This window comes from Bdellovibrionales bacterium (assembly GCA_016714165.1).
Lineage (GTDB): Bacteria > Bdellovibrionota > Bdellovibrionia > Bdellovibrionales > UBA1609 > JADJVA01.
This window is the reverse complement of the sequence record JADJNU010000001.1, coordinates 1,838,131-1,854,545: the sequence shown is the minus strand read 5'-3', so window position 1 is coordinate 1,854,545 and position 16,415 is coordinate 1,838,131. Positions and strand designations below refer to the sequence as shown.

The window sequence follows — 16,415 nt, the reverse complement described above, 5'->3', positions numbered from 1 at the left end:
GTTCACTGTGTGGATTGCAAGACTCACTCAGTACTTTCTTGTCGTTTGGCACGTGGTTTCTTCTTTAGATAGAGTGTTAAGCTTCGCTTTTGGTCTCTTGAGAGAAAGATTTTTTCTTCTGCCACGAGCGATCCAACGGGTTCTTCAGCACGAACGACAATCCACGTTTCTGCTGGGACTGCATAGTTAAAAATGGGAAGCATTTCTCCCGAAAGCTTTTGTCCATTAATGTATATTTTTGCTGCACGTGGAGGTATCACATCGATATTTAAGTATCCTACCAATGCTTTTTGAAGCGTGGCTGCGAACTTAATGCCAACCTCGGATTTGAGGAGATCCTTCCTCTCATAGTCAATGTATCCTCCTCGCTTAAGAGTGATCATGAATTTTTCATTGCTCGGGACTTTGATTTTGCTTGGGGTAACCTTTCCTAGACCTGTTCCATTGAGGTAAATTTCGGCTCCCGACGGAGTACTCGTAATTAAGAGATCACTTGGCACAGAAGCTTGGTTTTCCAAGTTTGAATCAGCATTGATGCCGGAGGGGTCTGTTGAGAGATCCGGAGCTATAGGTGGACCCACCGGCTCGTTGACAATTTCGCTCACCTGATTCGGAGCCTTCGCCCTTGGATCTTTCAGGGGCTCTTTGCTCGAAATGGATGTCTGTCGGCGATCAATTCCTATAGCAGAATGGAGAACTCCTAAATGGGGATCCATAATTCTGATGAGAGGGGCCATTTGGGCAGTGTAAAACTTGGCGGCAAACGCGTAAATGAAGAGCGCCAACAAACTGACTGTAACTATATTTAAAAGCTTGCGACCAGGACTAGATTCCTCGAGGTCGGCGTTTGCGGTGTACCTTGAATTGGGGGCTGATCGATTCTGGAGGACAAGTTGATTTTCATCTATAGTGGGTTCCATCGTATTTGGGTTTTGGATGAAATTGTCGGGTGAACCACTATCTTGATTGGTTTGATTCATTTGTTGCTGAAGCTTCACGGCACTGGCAATCGCTTCATCATCTGGGTTGGAGATCGAGTTGTCCTCGCCCTCGTTGTATCGCTCTAATGACTTAGATGGATTCCGATCGTTAGAAAAGGGAGGACGTTTCTGGTAGACTGGCTCTTGTGCATTTATTCCTCCCTTCAACTTGATTGATTGATAGGCTGGGGATATCTTGCTATTTTGTCGGGATTTCGGTTCTATCACTTCTGATTCTGTGGCCTTGTCGACGATGGCCCTTAGGTTTTGACTTAATTTTTGTTTTGCTAAAATTTCCTTATTAGCAGAGGCTGGTTGAGCTGTTGCAACGGATGTAGTTTCTTTCATTCGAATAGAACCAGTAATTGCCTCATGTTCAATTGTATTCATCGATAGATTTGAATCAGACAGGGTGTTTCGGTCATCTGCGGTAGAATTGCTTCCTCGCGATTGCGTATCTGTGGAGGTGACTTCTCCTTTTATAACAGGCACAGCACCTTCAGGGGCCGGCAGACTCTGCAGTCTGGCGCCGCTGCCGGAGGACTGTGAAGTCGGGCCAGGTCCAGTGACTGTTCTTTGACCAGAACTCTCACGCTCCTCGCTTTGAACGCCAAGTGAATCAAAGCTCACTTTCGAATATTCAATCAGATGTTTCCGCGCTTCGATAATTTCATCTGAAAAGAGAGTTTTAACAAATACTGAAAAATCGTGGGGAGAAAAATCAGGAAACTGGCGATTGAGATAGCGACTGAGATCCCTGTGCATAGCCGCAGCCGTTTGATACCGGAGATTGCGGTCCCGTGCCAGAGCTTTCTGAACGACTCTCTCCAATTCTGCATGAATATTTGGGTTGATTTTGCGCAAGCTAGGTATCTGACACTCGCGAATCTTTCGGAGGGTATTGATTTCGTTGTTGGCGATAAATAATCGATCATTGGCCAAGAGTTCCCAGAGACAAGTTCCCAATGAGAAAATATCAGTTCGCAAATCAACCGGCTGTCCCTCGGCCTGTTCTGGACTCATGTAGCCGAATTTTCCCTTGAGTGTACCGGCTCGAGTTGTTTCCAGTTGGCTTTCGGCTTTAGCGATACCAAAATCAACGATCTTTACCTCTCCCTCATAACTGATCATGATGTTTTGTGGGCTCATGTCTCGGTGAGTGATGTTGAGAGGCTTCCCGGTCGTTCCATCGTGGCAACGGTGGGCATGATCCAAGCCGCCAGCTACCTCTTTGCAGATATAAATAATCTGATCGATCGAAAAAGTGCTGTTGGACTTTTTCATTTTGTTAAGAATTTGGCGAAGGTTTCGTCCCTCCACATAGTCCATAACAAGATAAAATTGATTCTTTTCAACTCCAAATTCATAAATGCTGACAACATTGCTATGAGATAGGTTAATGGCGATTTTTGCCTCATCTCTAAACATATCAATAAATTCTTGAGTATCGTAAAACTGGGGAAGAATTCGCTTTATGGCGACAAATTTTCCAATACCACTCGTCCCGGGAGCTCGTGAAAGAAACACCTCGGCCATGCCGCCAGCAGCAAGCTTTTCGAGGAGGATGTACTTTCCGAAAACTTCGTAGGACTTATTCTCCACTATCCATATTTCCCTTCGATGGAGAGGCTCATTCAGTGAGGTCACCCGGTCACTATATTATCGGTTGGCTCAGAGGCATGCTTGATGATAAAGTGGCAACTATACTAAGGTATTACTGATGAAATGGATTGGATTGACAGGGGGCATAGCCTCCGGAAAATCGACGGTTGCACAAATTCTCCGCGAGATGGGGCACTCTGTTGTTGATGCGGATGCTCTTGCCCGACTTGTAGTGGCGAAGAATGGCCCAGCCTATAGGGAAGTTATTTCGGTATTTGGACCTGATTTTTTTGATAGCAGCGGTGATTTGGATCGCAAAAAATTAGGTCAGGCAGTTTTTGCAGACAAAAAGAAGCGTGTTCAATTGGAACAAATCATTCATCCAAAAGTGAAAAGTTTGGCTTTTCTTGAAAAGTCTCGACTTGAGATGGAAGGTAAGAGTATTGCGTTTTATGATGTGCCGCTTCTGTATGAGAAAAATCTAGAATCTGAATTTGATGCCGTTCTGCTTATTTATGCTCCTGAGTCGAGTTCAACTCGAGCGAATGATAATTCGCAATGGATTTTCTGAAAGAGAAGCTCGTGAGCGAATGCAGGCTCAGATTCCGATTGAACAGAAACTTCTGCGGTCGAAATATGTTGTCAAGAACACTGGGAAAATTGAGGATTTAAAAAAGGAAATCAAAAACATTCTCGGGGAGATGGAATCTTAAATCACCAGCCCCAACTGTAGCCGAAGCTAAACATGAGAATGAAATCCTCCGATCCAACGGCTGCCTCGACCTCAAGTCTGGCACTCATAGGTATTTTTATGACATCCTCGAAACCAACCCCGGCTCTGAGTAAATAGTTTTTCCAATTAGCAAAACTGGCGAGTTTTTCAGTGGCCTTCCAGATGTGAGAAAGACTGATTTTATAGAACGGGCGAAAGTAATTGTCTGAAAAATAGATATGGCGAGAACCAACAGAGATCTGTCCACTTGCAATAGAGAGGAGGTCCGCTCCAATCTCCCATTGAGGTTGATTTTTGCTTGGGATGAGGTACATCATACCCAATCCATAAGGAAATTGCCCCTCCCTCATAAGGTCGATATCGCCAATAAAAAAAAATCGAGGCGATATGGCCTGCCTGTAGGGGTAAAAATAGCTGGCCTCCCTTTTGTCCTTGGTCGACATGCTTACGGGGGAAATAACGAGGCCCATTTCTTCAATGGTCGAAATTTTATCATGTCTCTCACTATTGGTGCCCGGCTGAGATGGGAGATCTTGGTTGACGATCCAAGAATCAGAATTTGACGGGGCCGCAGAAGCCAATTTTACCAGGACTAAAGTCAATAAAAGCGAAAGGTATCGAGAATACATAGATAAGATTATACCCAAACCTGATACAGAGGATATAGAATTTTTTCTTGGACCTGGGAGGGTGGGAGAAATGACTAATATGAAGATGGGCGTCGCGGTATTTGGATTGGTGTTGCTATCATTCTTAACAAACAGGGCTGATGCGGCACCAGCTCTTGATTTTTCAATTCATCAACCACACATAAGCACCCGAGCAATGGGTATGGGAAATGCTTTTACCGCAGTGGCAGATGATCACAGCGCCATGTTTTATAATCCAGCGGGTCTAGCCAGACGCGAAGACGGAAATTTGCATTTCTTTTTGAGAGGGGCAATTGATCCTGGCTTTTTGAAATTGGCCGATGATATTTCAAAAACAGACAAACAGGGAGACGAGGCACAGCAGGTGGACAACATGATGAACCTGCTCCAAAGTCATTATGGTGATCATTTCTACTCACGCATTCCAACTCTTGGAGCTTCATGGGTCAGGCCTCGCTGGGGGTTGGCTTTTATTCCAGCTGATTTAAGCCTGGACTTGAGTTTACACCAGCAAGTCGGGCCAATGATTAATGTGAATGGATATATGGATTCGACATTGGCCTACAGTTACGGTCGGGATGTGAAGTGGTTGCCAAGCGGTCATCGTTTGGATGCTGGAGCCACTCTCAAAGCGATTCACCGCATTTATGTGGGGACAGCTGTCTCTGCTGGAGAATTGGCGTCGGGTTCTGAAGTATTTGATAAAAACCAGGGTGATGAAGGTCTGACAGTCGATATGGACATCGGATTTTTATGGGATCCACCTATGCCAGACAGTGGATTTTTTAGTTTATTGAGTGTCGCCAAGCCAACCTTTGCTTTTACGGTTCGCAATATTTTTGACTATGGTTTCACGACAAATCTTCACGTCATCAGTAAGGAATCTGGTGAACCGCCAAAACTTGGTCGAAGATTTGATTTTGGATCGAAGTGGGATCTTCCCGATTTCTGGGTTTTCGACCCCCGTTTAGCGGTGGATATTCGTGATGTTGGGCACGATAACTGGAACTGGAAAAAGGGCATTCATGCGGGAGCTGAATTGTATTGGAAGATGACCACCTGGTGGAAGGGCTCTTGGAGTGTGGGAATCAATCAGGGATATCCCACTGCTGGATTTGGCGCTCGATTCGCTTGGTTTCAACTTGATCTCGCCACGACCGGAGAAGAAGTGGGCACTATTGATAGCCCCAAAGAAAACCGACGGTATATGCTCGAGATGTCCATCGATATCTAGAATCGATAGGCGAATTTTAGATCATAGTGACGCTCTTCGCGGAGGGAACCGGCCACCCCGATTTCTTCTCCGTAACTTGCGGCTTGAAATTGATAGTTGGCCATCGAAAATTCAAGTCCGTAGGTAAAATATCGTTGATTGTAGCCACCGCGAAGGAAGAGCGCGTCTGAGAAGTTGAACTCGATTCCGGCATGGTAGCGACGATTCGGATCGGTCTCCTCACTTGTGGTCAGAACATCTCTGTATTCGATGGTAAAAGAGGAACGGGAACGCTTACCAATAATTGGGAATATGGCCAGAGCGACATCTAAGCTGCCATTCGTGACGTCGGGGCGCTCTGTTGCGTTAAATAAGATGCCATCATTTACATTGTAATGGGTATTGCCAATGTCACGGTAAACCGCAGCCAGAGTTGGAAGAAGAGCCCAGGGGGCTGAGAGAATAATACCGCCATCAGCCGCAGCTCCGAGTCCTTCTTTGATCATTGATTCCAGAGTAAGGCTTGTGGACGCAGGATCCAGAGCGGTGTCACTCGCGACGGCTCGATTGGTAAAGCGGCCGCTAAAACCAATTTTAATCCGACCGTCCCAAAATCTAAAATCGTAACCGAGAACAAGAGCCGTTTCGTTAAAATACTGGTACCGATAAAGATTGGTCGTTGTATCCACCTCGGCGCTGACTTCATATTTCTTAAAAACTCCAATGCCAAAATTTGGGACAACGATTGATGGGAACACCTGGGTTCGGAGGTAAAGGGGTTTGTTCTGATGGCCTTGGTTGAGGGCGTCTAAAGTGGCCTGCGGATCGAGAACAGTGGTGACTCCCGTGCCGATGATCGACTGAGTCTTTGCTCCGATATCAACTTCAGGATCGGCGACCGTAATAATGTAGTCACGCAATTTTCCGAGACCAGCGGGGTTCAGCAGAAGAGAAGTTTCATCGTTCACAACGGCTATCGAGGCTCCACCCATACCCATTTGGCGAATTCCTCGGTAGTATTCAAAATTTTGTGCCGCCTTTGCTGAGGTGGCGAGAAGAAAGGTGGCCAGGACGGAGACCGCCCATATGAAGAGAGTTTTGGATTTCGTCTTACGATAGGTTTGAAAGATCTTGAAATCAGACATGTCTCATTCCTCTTCTGTTCTCATCGGTGAATCTCGATTCAAGTTGATACGCATATTTCTTATTTAGACTTAGGGCTGAGAAAACTGGACTCTGGGCAAAAATAACACTCAGTCATGGACACGATGATATAATCAAAACACAATGAGTAAAGTTTTAAAGGGAGAGTTTCGCATGCAAAACAGGATTTCTTACGTTGTCAGATCTTTAATTCTTTCGACGCTCGCGTGTTTTATTTTTCTTGGCTTGCTTGGTTGTGAAGACAAAGACACAAACGCCGTTGCCAAGGCTCAGGAATGTTTGGACAAGGCTCGAGTGGCAGCTGATGCAGTGGCCTGTCGCGGTCTCATTGAGGGAAAATCATCGCAGCAAGCTTATATCGTCCGCTGTTCCATCGAATTTGTCGCGGGAGGATTGATCACTTCAAAAATTGCTCAGGCCTTTACTGAGCAAAAAAATGCCGGATCAAAAAAAGAGGCCACATTGATCTCCTTTCTAAGTCTGGGAGAGACAAGTACGGCCGACAATGCGGCAGCTTATTGTAAGCTTTCAGGAATTCCGGGTTTGATTTATCTTGCGAATCTATCTGTGATCGGCACTTACATGACAGTTCTGGCTAGTTCTGGCGATCCGAGCGCTTTTCTCAGTACATGTATCAGCGGAGCGGGTTCTGGGTCTGATCAAGGAACTTGCAATAACACCGCCATTGGTACCGCAGTCATTTCGATCGCTGATTCGTATTGCACAGGCGACAATTCTACATCGGACGTTTGCAGCAAGGTCAATACGGCTATAACGTCTGCCAATGGCTCGCCGGAAGAGGTCGCACGCCAGTTTTATGAACAGTTGGGCCACTGATTGGGTTGGTTTAAATCCCGAGTTTAGCGCTTGAGTTTGAAAGCAGCATTTGCAAGTTTCCCGAAGTTTCAGGCTGAAATCTTCTTTTTAATTCGTTCGATTTCACGTTCGAGTCGATCAAGGCGTGAACTTTTCTTATGAGAAGGTCCTCAGCTTGAAGACCGGCATGATTTCTTGAAATCAGCTTTACCTATTTTTTGCAAAAAGCGGACGATAAATATTCCAATATTTCGTAGCTGCCAGCACATGCAATGCGATGATAGCCAGAGGCACGATCAAATTCTCTAAGCCTGGCGTGAGAAACAAATGAACAAAGAGAATATTGATTGAAATGGGTGCAAGAACAACGAGGGCCAGAGCCGGTGCAAAGCCTGACAACAACAGAACTCCACAAGCGACTTCTGTGGTTTTGAGAAGTGGGAAAAAATATTGGGCTGCCATGATTCCATTCATAAAGGCCATGAGCTTTTCTGGCATGTCAGGAGGTGGAGGAATAAGATTGAAAAGTCCAGCCCCACCAAAAATAGTAAAAATCAGTCCGAGTAAGTATCTGGCGATTATTGGCAATTTTTGTTTCATTTGTTGAACTCCATTTTTTCTGCTTTAATTTCTCTAAATAGTATTGAAATATTATTTCCACCCAATCACTTCATACTGTTGCTTATTCAGGCACCTTGTCACATAGTTTTGTTTGATTCTGTCAGGACTGAGATTGTCTTCGGCTGCAACACCAGCAGCTCCCCCTCCGGCTCCCACAGCGGCACCCACTCCTGCACCCACGGCAGCAGAACGAAGCCCACCCCCGGAGAGGGCACCGAAGATGCCACCCATGATTGCTCCGGAGGCAGCGCCGCGGCCGGCTTCCTTTTTCATCCGTTCTGCTTTGTGTTTTTCGAGGTAGGCATCGGCACGCGCGATACACTGGTCAATATCGCGTTCAGCCTGAGTTTCACCTACTTGAATGAACTTTTCGTTTTCATCCAGTATGGGCCGATAAGTTGCACAGGCAGTTAAAATGAATATGGGAATGAAGAGGACGGCAGCTAATTTGAAATTATTCATGAAGATAGAATACGCTGATAATTTCTACGGAACCAGTTTTTTTAATTAGCGGCAATATATCGGCTAGAGCAATCTGCCACTCGTCATTTTTGGACCTAGATCTGGGTTAGTTCATGTTTGGCAAATGCCCTCTGGCCTTAAGACAAAGAATGAATGCACTTGGGCCATTTTTAAAATTTCATCTAGGTTCCTCAGTTTATATAGAGATAAAATATGAAAAATAGACATGTGTGGACGCGTCGCTTGAAAGGAGGCCGGGATTGCAGAAAATCGAAAATAAGAGATTTCCATTTTGGCCTCTTGCAAATTTGGGTGGTCTGAATCTGATCCTTTCCTTAGTCATTTGTCTAAATTTTGCTTGTACCAAATCCAATGTGTTATCAGAATTTGCCAAAAAGACACCAACGAAGCTCTCTTGAAGGCGGCAAAAATTCATATCGATCACAGTGAGTGGACGGAAGCCATTGCCGAATTTAGCAGTATGTCGGCAGATTATTTGGCAAGCCGAGAGGTCACGGTTGTGCTCGCTTCTGCCTACGCAGGACGCTGTGGATTAAATCTTTTGGCTCTCGCTGAGGGGATCAGTGGAACCTTGTCGAGTTTGCTATTTAAATTTTTGATGCAACAATATCCCGGTGCTCTGACCACAAATCGGGACGATTGCAAGACGGCAGAAACGCTCATTAGAGGGATTTCTCCCGATGCAACTAGCCGAACAACCGACGAAAATTTTTTGATGGTCTTTCTTAGTTTTGCAAAGATTGGAGTGACCCTCTCTGCACACGCTGACAAGACCACAATTGATGGCGAGCCCGATGCTGGATGGAACGCTTGTACAGATGATGCTTCCAATTTTCCTGAAACAAGCGTTCGAGAAGTTGGCACGGGACTTGCCAACGCTCTTCTGAGTCTCACGGCGATAGGTGGCGCTGTAGGGGGAAGTCAGTTGACAAGCTTTACGGATGTTTGCGCCGATTTGGAAACCATCAATCCTGCCTTTAACTTCTGTTCTACCACTGATGCGAGCAGCTTCACGGCCCTGCATGTGCAGGCAATTCGCTCGCTTGTGAGTGCCAATGAATTTGTTGGAATTGGGTCGTGCAATGACACCTTGGGGAACTGCCTATGTCCCTAGTCCATCGACTTGTCTTTGTCGCCATTTTAGCGTCCACCTCTGCCTTTGGAGATCAAATCTACAATGTGAATCGATCGGTGAGAGCTCTCGGAATGGGAAATGCTTACGTGGCCGTGGTGGACGATGCGGACTCTTTGTTCTATAATCCCGCCGGCTTGGCCCAAGTGGGTGGAATCAATTGGACGATTTTTGATCTGGGTCTGGGTGCAAGTGGGGTTGAAGTTGTTTCTAAGATGCAAGATCTGCAAGGGAGCGGAACTTTTGCAGATACCGTGGGCAATTTATATGGAGAAAGGGTGTGGTTGGCCGCAGGCGGAAAAACAGCGATCACTTTGCCATTCATGGGGTTTGCTATCTATGACGATATCGATGCAAGCCTAGACGTGAATAATCCTGTTTATCCAACAATGGACATTTCTGTTATCAACGACTTGGGATATGTGCTGGGGTTTGGGTTTCCAATTTTACCGATGGTCCATGTTGGCGGGGTGCTGAAAAGAATAACAAGACAGGGAGCCAGGGCGCCCTTTGGACCGAGCTTTATTGCGAGCCTTGATCCAGATGCGATCATCAGCAATATCGAGAAGTCCGGAACAGGATATGCCGCTGATCTTGGTATTAATATTCGAGTGCCAGGCCCCGTTTCGCCCACGTTGTCGGCTTTGTGGAGAAACCTGGGGAAAACAAAATTTACTTCTGATGGTGCACTCGGAGCACCTCCAAGCGAAGAAGACGATATGACCATTGGAGCCTCTCTTGGGATTGATGCAGGCATTATTTCGATAACGCCTGCCCTTGAGGTCAAGCATCTCAATCGCAATGATGTTCAGCTGGGGAAGAAAATTCACTTGGGAGTTGAATTGGGATTACCTTTGGTAGATATTCGGGGCGGATTTTATCAAGGGTATTATACTCTGGGCGCTGGGCTTAATTTGGGACTTTTGAAATTAGATTTAGCTACCTATGGTGTTGAAATGGGAGAATATCCAGGGCAGCTTGAGGATCGTCGTTATGCACTGCAGTTGACTCTCGAGCTCGGCCTCGATATGGGCCTTGGATTTTTGGGCTCATCGGGAGGCGGAGCAGGTGGTGGACGTGGTGGTGGCGGTGGAAGGAATCTGAAGCAGCGACGCTAGAGATATCCGAATCAGAGCGAGGATATTCTGCGATGCTTGAGATTAAGGTCATTCATCATCCCCATCACAAATTGGAAATATTCGATCAGTATGATCCTCGTTCGGGAACATGGCTCGTCTCTGATCTGAAATCTAAACTGGAGATTCAGAAACGCTTTTTACGTCAAGGTCACTTGCTCGCCGAAGATTCAGTTTTACGAGCAAGTGAACTTTGGTTGAAGTTTTTGTCAATGGGTTTTCCTGGTCATCGGGTCATTTCGGCCGACCTCACTCGCGCTTTGTTTGCCCAGTGGTTGCAAGATTCTGAATTTATTTGGGCGCGCTCGCCCGGAGCTGCACAAAATCTGTTTTCTTATTGCGCCCAGCTCCTGCCCCTTCTTGTTCAACAGGATGGGGATGAAGTGATGAAGGAGTGGTGGGAGAACCATTCGGAGAGTCTCTTGCGTTGGGGCCATTGGTATCATTTATCAAAATGGGCTTGGGCGAAGTTGGATGAATCAAAGTTGGTGCCATCCCCTTGGGTGAGTTCTTGGTTGAATTCAAATGAGCTGGGGGTGCACCACTGGCCACGAAAAATTTTCGTCGATCTAGGAAGTGAACTAAGTGCGGTCGAGTCAGAGGTGGTCTGGAGAATGTCTCAGACCACTGAGGTTGTTGTGCTCAGGCCCGGCTCTCAGTGGTGTGAAACTTTCGGAAGCTCACTTCGCGGGTATCGTCTTCTAGAAGAAAAGATGGGATTACCCGGCCCTCGAAAAGAAGGAAGACTCTCTTATGCCTCCGGCCCAAGTTTTAATTTTAGAAAATATTCTTCGATGTTGGGCGAAGTCAAAGAGGTTGTGAATCAAGTGAGAAGGTGGATTGAGTCTGGAGTTCCAGTCGAAAAGATAGTCGTGATGGCTCCAGACATAGAAGAATACTGGCCCGTTTTATCTGCCTACTTTGAAAGGGAAGGGATACCAACGGCCAAAGAAAGGCTTGCCACTTTGCAATCATTTCCCGACATATTGGCTTGGCTGGCTCAGCTTCGTGTTGAGATGGGAGTGGGATCAAGTGTTGATATCGAACTCAGCGCTTACGGCGATCATTTGGCCGCGCCCCTTCATTATGACGAGTTTAAACGGCTCTTCACAAATTTTTACGATATAGAGGATCTTCATCGCGAAATTAAAATTCGTCGTCTTTATGAAGTCGAGATGAACTCACAGAGCCAGTTAAATTGCGAAGAATTTGTTGCCTGGGCTTCAAAGAGATGGCGATCAACTTCGGGAATTGGGCACTTGGAGATTTTGGGACAGCAGATTTTTCAAGATTCTCTGCCTTCCACTCGACTCAGTATTCTCAATTGGCTTAAGTATGCCGAAATGCTCTGTTCTCGCATTGAGGTCAAGGTGGCCGATTCCCATGCAAATGGCCTGCTCTTGTTGAATTTGATGTCTGGAGAATGGATAGATTCCACTCATCTTTGGGTGATGGGCCTATCTGACGAGAAGATGCGAAAGACGGAATCTGCAGGAATTCTACTGAGTGATGTTTTATCTTTAGAGAGAGATCTGGGAGTTCATCTCGTTTATCCTGATCGGATTCAAGCCGAGTTTGAGGTGGAGTGGATGTTGGATCGTCCGTGGGTGCAGGTATTTTTATCGACATCGATCGCTAATTTCTCAGGAGATGTGCAGACCCCCGCTTTGATGTGGTTAAAAAGGGTTGTTGAAGCAGGTCAGGATTGGGAGCATTGTGTTTCGCCAGCGCCGACTCGTTGGGATCAGATTCAGGAATTGCCGCTCGAGTCTTTGGTTCATCAAACGGATTGGAGCCCAGACCAGAGGGATCATTTGTGTCGAGATTTGAAAATTGAATGGGGTTTAGAGCCTTTTGAGAAGTGGACTCCTCCTGCAAATCTTTCGCTTTCGGTGACGCAGATAGAGGCCTATCTTGAATGTCCTTTTAAGGTCGCAGCGAGTCGGCTTCTCAGGCTATCAGACCGTCCTGATTTGGATTTAGATGTTGATCGTATGGGTCGCGGAAGCCTTCTTCATAAAATCTTCGAGCTTCTCACTGACCACCATCCCTTGGTGACATCCCTTAATGACGAGGCACTCGTTCAAATTGTCAATCGGGCGCGAGTGGAGAGTGATCTGCAAATGGCTGACGAGAGACTTTGGCCTCCATTGCAAGGAAAACTGGTGGATTTGGCCAAAAGATTTTTAGCTTTTGAAAGCGAATGGCGGCGTCAATATCCACTCACTCGAACCTTGGGGCGTGAGTTGGAAATAGGAGGGAAATTTGATTTTGAAGAAAATACTTTCTCTCCTGTTTTCGACGAAAAGGCTGAAGGTGAAATAGATGGGATCATATTTCGCGGAAAAATTGATCGTGTGGATACAGACGATCGAGGGAGTCTGGTGGTCATTGATTATAAATCTAGCGGCGGTGAACTTAAGTATCATGGCTCCTGGATTGGAAACAGTCAGTTGCAACTGGCTCTCTACTCTCATTGGTTAGAATTGGGACTCTCATCGATTGGAAAAGCTGAAGTCGTTGCGGCCAACTACTTTGTCGCACAGAACATGGAAAGAAATAAGGGATTTATCAAGGCAGGAGGAGTGGATGGATTTATCGATGATACATCCCGCTACTCACGCATTGAGACAGATCAGAAATTGAATTTATTTAAACAGGCCTGTGAAATAACTGGAAACGTTGTGAAGTCCATTGTGGCGGGTGATCTCGGACCTCGGCCCCGCGATATCAATCAAACTTGTGGCAGGTGCAATTGGAAAAAAATATGTCGAGCCCCTCATTTCAATTAGATGATGAAATCGTGCGCGCGGGAGCCGGAGCGGGAAAAACGACCACTCTGACCAAAAAGGTATTTAAGACCGCTTTTGACTATTTTCATGTGTATCGGGAATTTCCACGAATGGTCGTCACAACATTTTCACGCAAGGCGACTCAGGAACTGCGAGAGAGACTGATCGTTGAGGGAATTAAGAGCGATCAATCTGAATTTTTGGATTATATTTCTTCAAAGTCAAAAATTCAAATTTCGACCATTCATGGCGTTTTGAGTTTGTTCTTGCGGCGCTACGGACATCTATTTAGCTTGGATTCTGGTTTTCGAATTCTTTCGGAGGCCGATTCCAGTCATCTTGCCAAAAGTGTTCTGAGACAAATTCTTTTAGAAGAACCTCAGCAGGCTGAGATTCTCGAAATATGGACAATCAAAGATTTAACTGAAATGCTGAGATCTTACCACTCGGCTATATTGACTCGCCCTAATTTGAAAGTTCCTGATGAAGAATTGTATTTTTCGCTTCTGACTCGATACCTTGGATCCGGCTGCAGCGATTTATTGAATGCGATTCAGGAAGCTCAGAGAGAGGTAAAATCAAAATCTTGGATGGAGTACCTCACGAGGCTTTCCGAAATAGTGCAAACGATCGGTCGTCTTCATGCTCCTAGCGATTTGGAGGGCGTTCAAGGGCTCGTCTTGAGACTGGGCCGCAAACCTCCGTTCTCAACTAAGTCAGTTCCGGAGGCGTTTTCAGTTGAGTTAAGAAACCTCATTGACAATGGATGCAAGGAGCTTTTTGAGAAACTGAAAAGGCCGGGCCTTGATTTTAATAGTTGGACAGGCCTCAAGCATCGAAGTTTGCAGTTTTATAGAATAGCCCAGAGCTTTCATGAAAGCTTTCAGTTGAAGAAGGAACAGTCAGGTCAATTGGAGATGAGCGATCTTGAGATTTTTACCTTAGAGAAACTAAGAAAAAACCCAGAAGTAGGTGCAGCCTTTGCTCAGGACTGGGACTATTGGCTGATCGATGAATTTCAAGATACGAGCCCTCTGCAAGTTGAGCTTCTAGAGTATTTAATTGGAGATCGCAAAGTTTTTCTTGTGGGGGATCCCCAACAGTCCATTTATTTGTTTCGAGGAGCCCGAAGTGAAGTCTTTCAGAAAAAGTGGGAGGAAATCGGAGCGCGTGGTGGAATTCAATCTGAGAAATTAATGAATTTTCGTTCGATTTCGCCTTTGTTGAATTTCTTTAATGATGTCTTTTCAAAAGTGGGTCCACAGTTCAAACCCATGATCGCAAGAAAAATGGACGGCGACACACTTCGGTGCGTGGCGACTTTTGCCGTTTCCAATTGTTTTATCAATGAGGAAGACATCTCTCATTCAGAGATTGGTGCCATCCTTCGTCACATCCAAGCTCTTTGCGACAGAGGAGTGGGTTTTCAAGATATCTGTGTTTTGGGTAGAACGAACTTACAGTTGAATCAGATTGCACGCTGTCTGGCAAAATATGGCTATCCTGTTCATCTTCACGCCGCCAGCGGATTTTATGATCGACGCGAGGTGCGCGATGGGATCGGGCTTGTTCGATTTTTGCTAAACCCGAGGGATAATTTGAACCTAATCGAAATATTGAGGAGCCCCTTTTTTAAAGTCAGTGATCAGCAGCTTGGACTTTGGATGGCAGAGAAGCCTCAGTCTTTGTGGGAAAAAATAGAACGGGGAGAAATCTCGCACCCGAGCTTAGATCGTTTGCGTGCCTACCTGAAAGAGGCTCGAATTTTTGGGGTGAGTGAAACCTTGCGCAAAATGATGAGCCGGGATGGGCTTTTGGATTTTTCCTTACTTTATGATGGAACGGGGAGGAGAGAAGCAAATCTATGGAAGCTTCTTTGCCAGACAGAAGAAGTCATGAGAAGGCCGGGCGCTCGGTTTCTCAATATAGGTTCTGGTCAGGGCCAGGAGGGAAGCACTGACAATGGATCTGAAGAGAGTGACGCCATCACTTCTTTAGAGCCAAGCCGAATTAATTTGATGACGGTCCATGCTTCAAAGGGATTGCAATTTGCTCATGTGATTCTTCCGCGCTGTGATTCCTATCGCCAAGGCCGTGGGGAAGGTCACTTCGGAGTCGATGAAATATCTGAATCATGGGGAGGTTCGTATAGAGACGAGGAGCGCGATGAAAACATTGTGAGTCTTCCCGAATTGTTGAGCCGCGAGGAACGCAAAGGTCGCGAGATTTTGGAACAAGAAAGGCTTCTTTATGTTGCGCTTACGAGAGCCAAGGAATCTGTTCTACTCAGCTGGAGTGGTTCTCGTCCTTCTTCGGGAAGTTGGGCAGAAGCATTGAGTGGTTGGGTGCAGTCTGCCGGACTCCACCATCGCGAGGAATATGATTATTTTGTGGACTATGGTCCATGGCCTGTCGTCCAATATCGAAGGAAAGAGGAAAAATCCAATGAAGTTCGGGCGTTACTGAATCTGCCGGAGACGGAGTCAACACAAGGAGTGGGTCCCAAGTTTTCAGTTAGCAATTATTTGGAGGAGAAGCTCGAACTCCCTCAATTGGAATTCGTGCAGCCGGGCGCAGATCAGGTGCTGACGCGAGTTCGGGCCAGCGCCGCAGGTATTCTTGTTCACCGTTTGATGGAAGTTTTGCATTACAGCTGGAATTTTGATTTTACTCCCGTGCTGGCAGACTGGTTTGGATCGGACAGCGAGAGAGTTAGAAATGCTTTAGACTATGTTCGCACCTGCAAGGCACCTCCTTTTGATATCCTAATACCTAAGGGCAATGTCGAATGGGGATTTCAGGTGCCAACTCGAAAAGGGATTTTAGAGGGGCAGATTGATCTCTGGGGCCGTGATGAGCAGGGAACCTATTGGCTTGTTGATTACAAATCGGGATCGGACCGTTTCTTAAACAAGGCTTTTCATCAGCTGAGCCTTTATTCTTTTGCACTTAGACACTTGGGCATCACGGGTGATATTTCTTTGGCTGTTGTTTATCCTCTTGATTGCAAGTGCCATGTGAAATTGGCCCCGAGCGTAGATGAGCTGAAACTTCTTTTTCCAGAGTTGTTTGAATGAGCGGAATGACATATCG

Annotated in this window: 13 protein-coding genes; 8 read left to right on the top strand and 5 right to left on the bottom strand. The window is 46.1% G+C overall.

Going from position 1 to position 16,415, the window contains the following annotated elements; genetic code table 11:
* Nucleotides 1–23: 23 nt before the first annotated feature.
* The gene (locus tag IPJ71_08300; GenBank protein ID MBK7843679.1) at nucleotides 24–2,582 is read right to left on the bottom strand and encodes a serine/threonine protein kinase; all 2,559 of its coding nucleotides are present in this window, start codon (nucleotides 2,580–2,582) and stop codon (nucleotides 24–26) included.
* A 118-nt stretch (nucleotides 2,583–2,700) separates the two neighbouring features.
* Between IPJ71_08300 and IPJ71_08295 the strand changes: the two genes are divergently transcribed.
* Complete coding sequence (locus tag IPJ71_08295; protein ID MBK7843678.1) at nucleotides 2,701–3,153, top strand: dephospho-CoA kinase; 453 nt, start codon at nucleotides 2,701–2,703, stop codon at nucleotides 3,151–3,153.
* Nucleotides 3,128–3,295 carry a dephospho-CoA kinase gene (locus IPJ71_08290; protein ID MBK7843677.1) on the top strand — a complete coding sequence of 56 codons (168 nt, stop codon included), beginning with the start codon at nucleotides 3,128–3,130 and terminating at the stop codon, nucleotides 3,293–3,295. The genes IPJ71_08295 and IPJ71_08290 overlap by 26 nt, the downstream gene beginning before the upstream one ends.
* 1 nt (nucleotide 3,296) lies before the next feature.
* On the opposite strand, the gene IPJ71_08285 is transcribed toward IPJ71_08290, so the two are convergent.
* Nucleotides 3,297–3,962 (bottom strand): hypothetical protein, encoded by a 666-nt coding sequence (locus IPJ71_08285; GenBank protein MBK7843676.1) that lies wholly within the window; start codon nucleotides 3,960–3,962, stop codon nucleotides 3,297–3,299.
* A gap of 52 nt (nucleotides 3,963–4,014) precedes the next feature.
* Between IPJ71_08285 and IPJ71_08280 the strand changes: the two genes are divergently transcribed.
* Complete coding sequence (locus IPJ71_08280; GenBank protein MBK7843675.1) at nucleotides 4,015–5,199, top strand: hypothetical protein; 1,185 nt, start codon at nucleotides 4,015–4,017, stop codon at nucleotides 5,197–5,199.
* Here the strand turns inward: IPJ71_08280 and IPJ71_08275 are convergent.
* Nucleotides 5,196–6,323, bottom strand: a complete 1,128-nt coding sequence (locus IPJ71_08275) for a hypothetical protein (GenBank protein ID MBK7843674.1) — start codon at nucleotides 6,321–6,323, stop codon at nucleotides 5,196–5,198. The two genes, IPJ71_08280 and IPJ71_08275, sit on opposite strands and share 4 nt — an antisense overlap.
* A gap of 142 nt (nucleotides 6,324–6,465) precedes the next feature.
* On the opposite strand from IPJ71_08275, the gene IPJ71_08270 reads away from it, so the two are divergent.
* Nucleotides 6,466–7,179, top strand: a complete 714-nt coding sequence (locus IPJ71_08270; protein MBK7843673.1) for a hypothetical protein — start codon at nucleotides 6,466–6,468, stop codon at nucleotides 7,177–7,179.
* A 186-nt stretch (nucleotides 7,180–7,365) separates the two neighbouring features.
* Here the strand turns inward: IPJ71_08270 and IPJ71_08265 are convergent, their stop codons facing one another.
* Nucleotides 7,366–7,758: a DoxX family membrane protein gene (locus tag IPJ71_08265; protein MBK7843672.1), complete on the bottom strand. Its 393-nt coding sequence runs from the start codon at nucleotides 7,756–7,758 to the stop codon at nucleotides 7,366–7,368.
* Between the two features lie 51 nt (nucleotides 7,759–7,809).
* Nucleotides 7,810–8,196 (bottom strand): cell envelope biogenesis protein OmpA, encoded by a 387-nt coding sequence (locus IPJ71_08260; GenBank protein MBK7843671.1) that lies wholly within the window; start codon nucleotides 8,194–8,196, stop codon nucleotides 7,810–7,812.
* Between the two features lie 460 nt (nucleotides 8,197–8,656).
* Between IPJ71_08260 and IPJ71_08255 the strand changes: the two genes are divergently transcribed.
* From IPJ71_08255 to IPJ71_08240, 4 genes are read left to right on the top strand one after another with little or no spacing between them, the layout of a single operon-like run.
* Entirely contained in the window at nucleotides 8,657–9,376 is a 720-nt protein-coding gene (locus tag IPJ71_08255; GenBank protein ID MBK7843670.1) for a hypothetical protein, read from the top strand.
* Nucleotides 9,367–10,512: a hypothetical protein gene (locus tag IPJ71_08250; GenBank protein ID MBK7843669.1), complete on the top strand. Its 1,146-nt coding sequence runs from the start codon at nucleotides 9,367–9,369 to the stop codon at nucleotides 10,510–10,512. Before IPJ71_08255 ends, IPJ71_08250 begins: the two co-directional genes overlap by 10 nt.
* Before the next feature lie 32 nt (nucleotides 10,513–10,544).
* Nucleotides 10,545–13,322 carry a PD-(D/E)XK nuclease family protein gene (locus tag IPJ71_08245; protein ID MBK7843668.1) on the top strand — a complete coding sequence of 926 codons (2,778 nt, stop codon included), beginning with the start codon at nucleotides 10,545–10,547 and terminating at the stop codon, nucleotides 13,320–13,322.
* Nucleotides 13,280–16,399 carry a UvrD-helicase domain-containing protein gene (locus IPJ71_08240; protein ID MBK7843667.1) on the top strand — a complete coding sequence of 1,040 codons (3,120 nt, stop codon included), beginning with the start codon at nucleotides 13,280–13,282 and terminating at the stop codon, nucleotides 16,397–16,399. The genes IPJ71_08245 and IPJ71_08240 overlap by 43 nt, the downstream gene beginning before the upstream one ends.
* The last annotated feature ends 16 nt before the right edge of the window (nucleotides 16,400–16,415 follow it).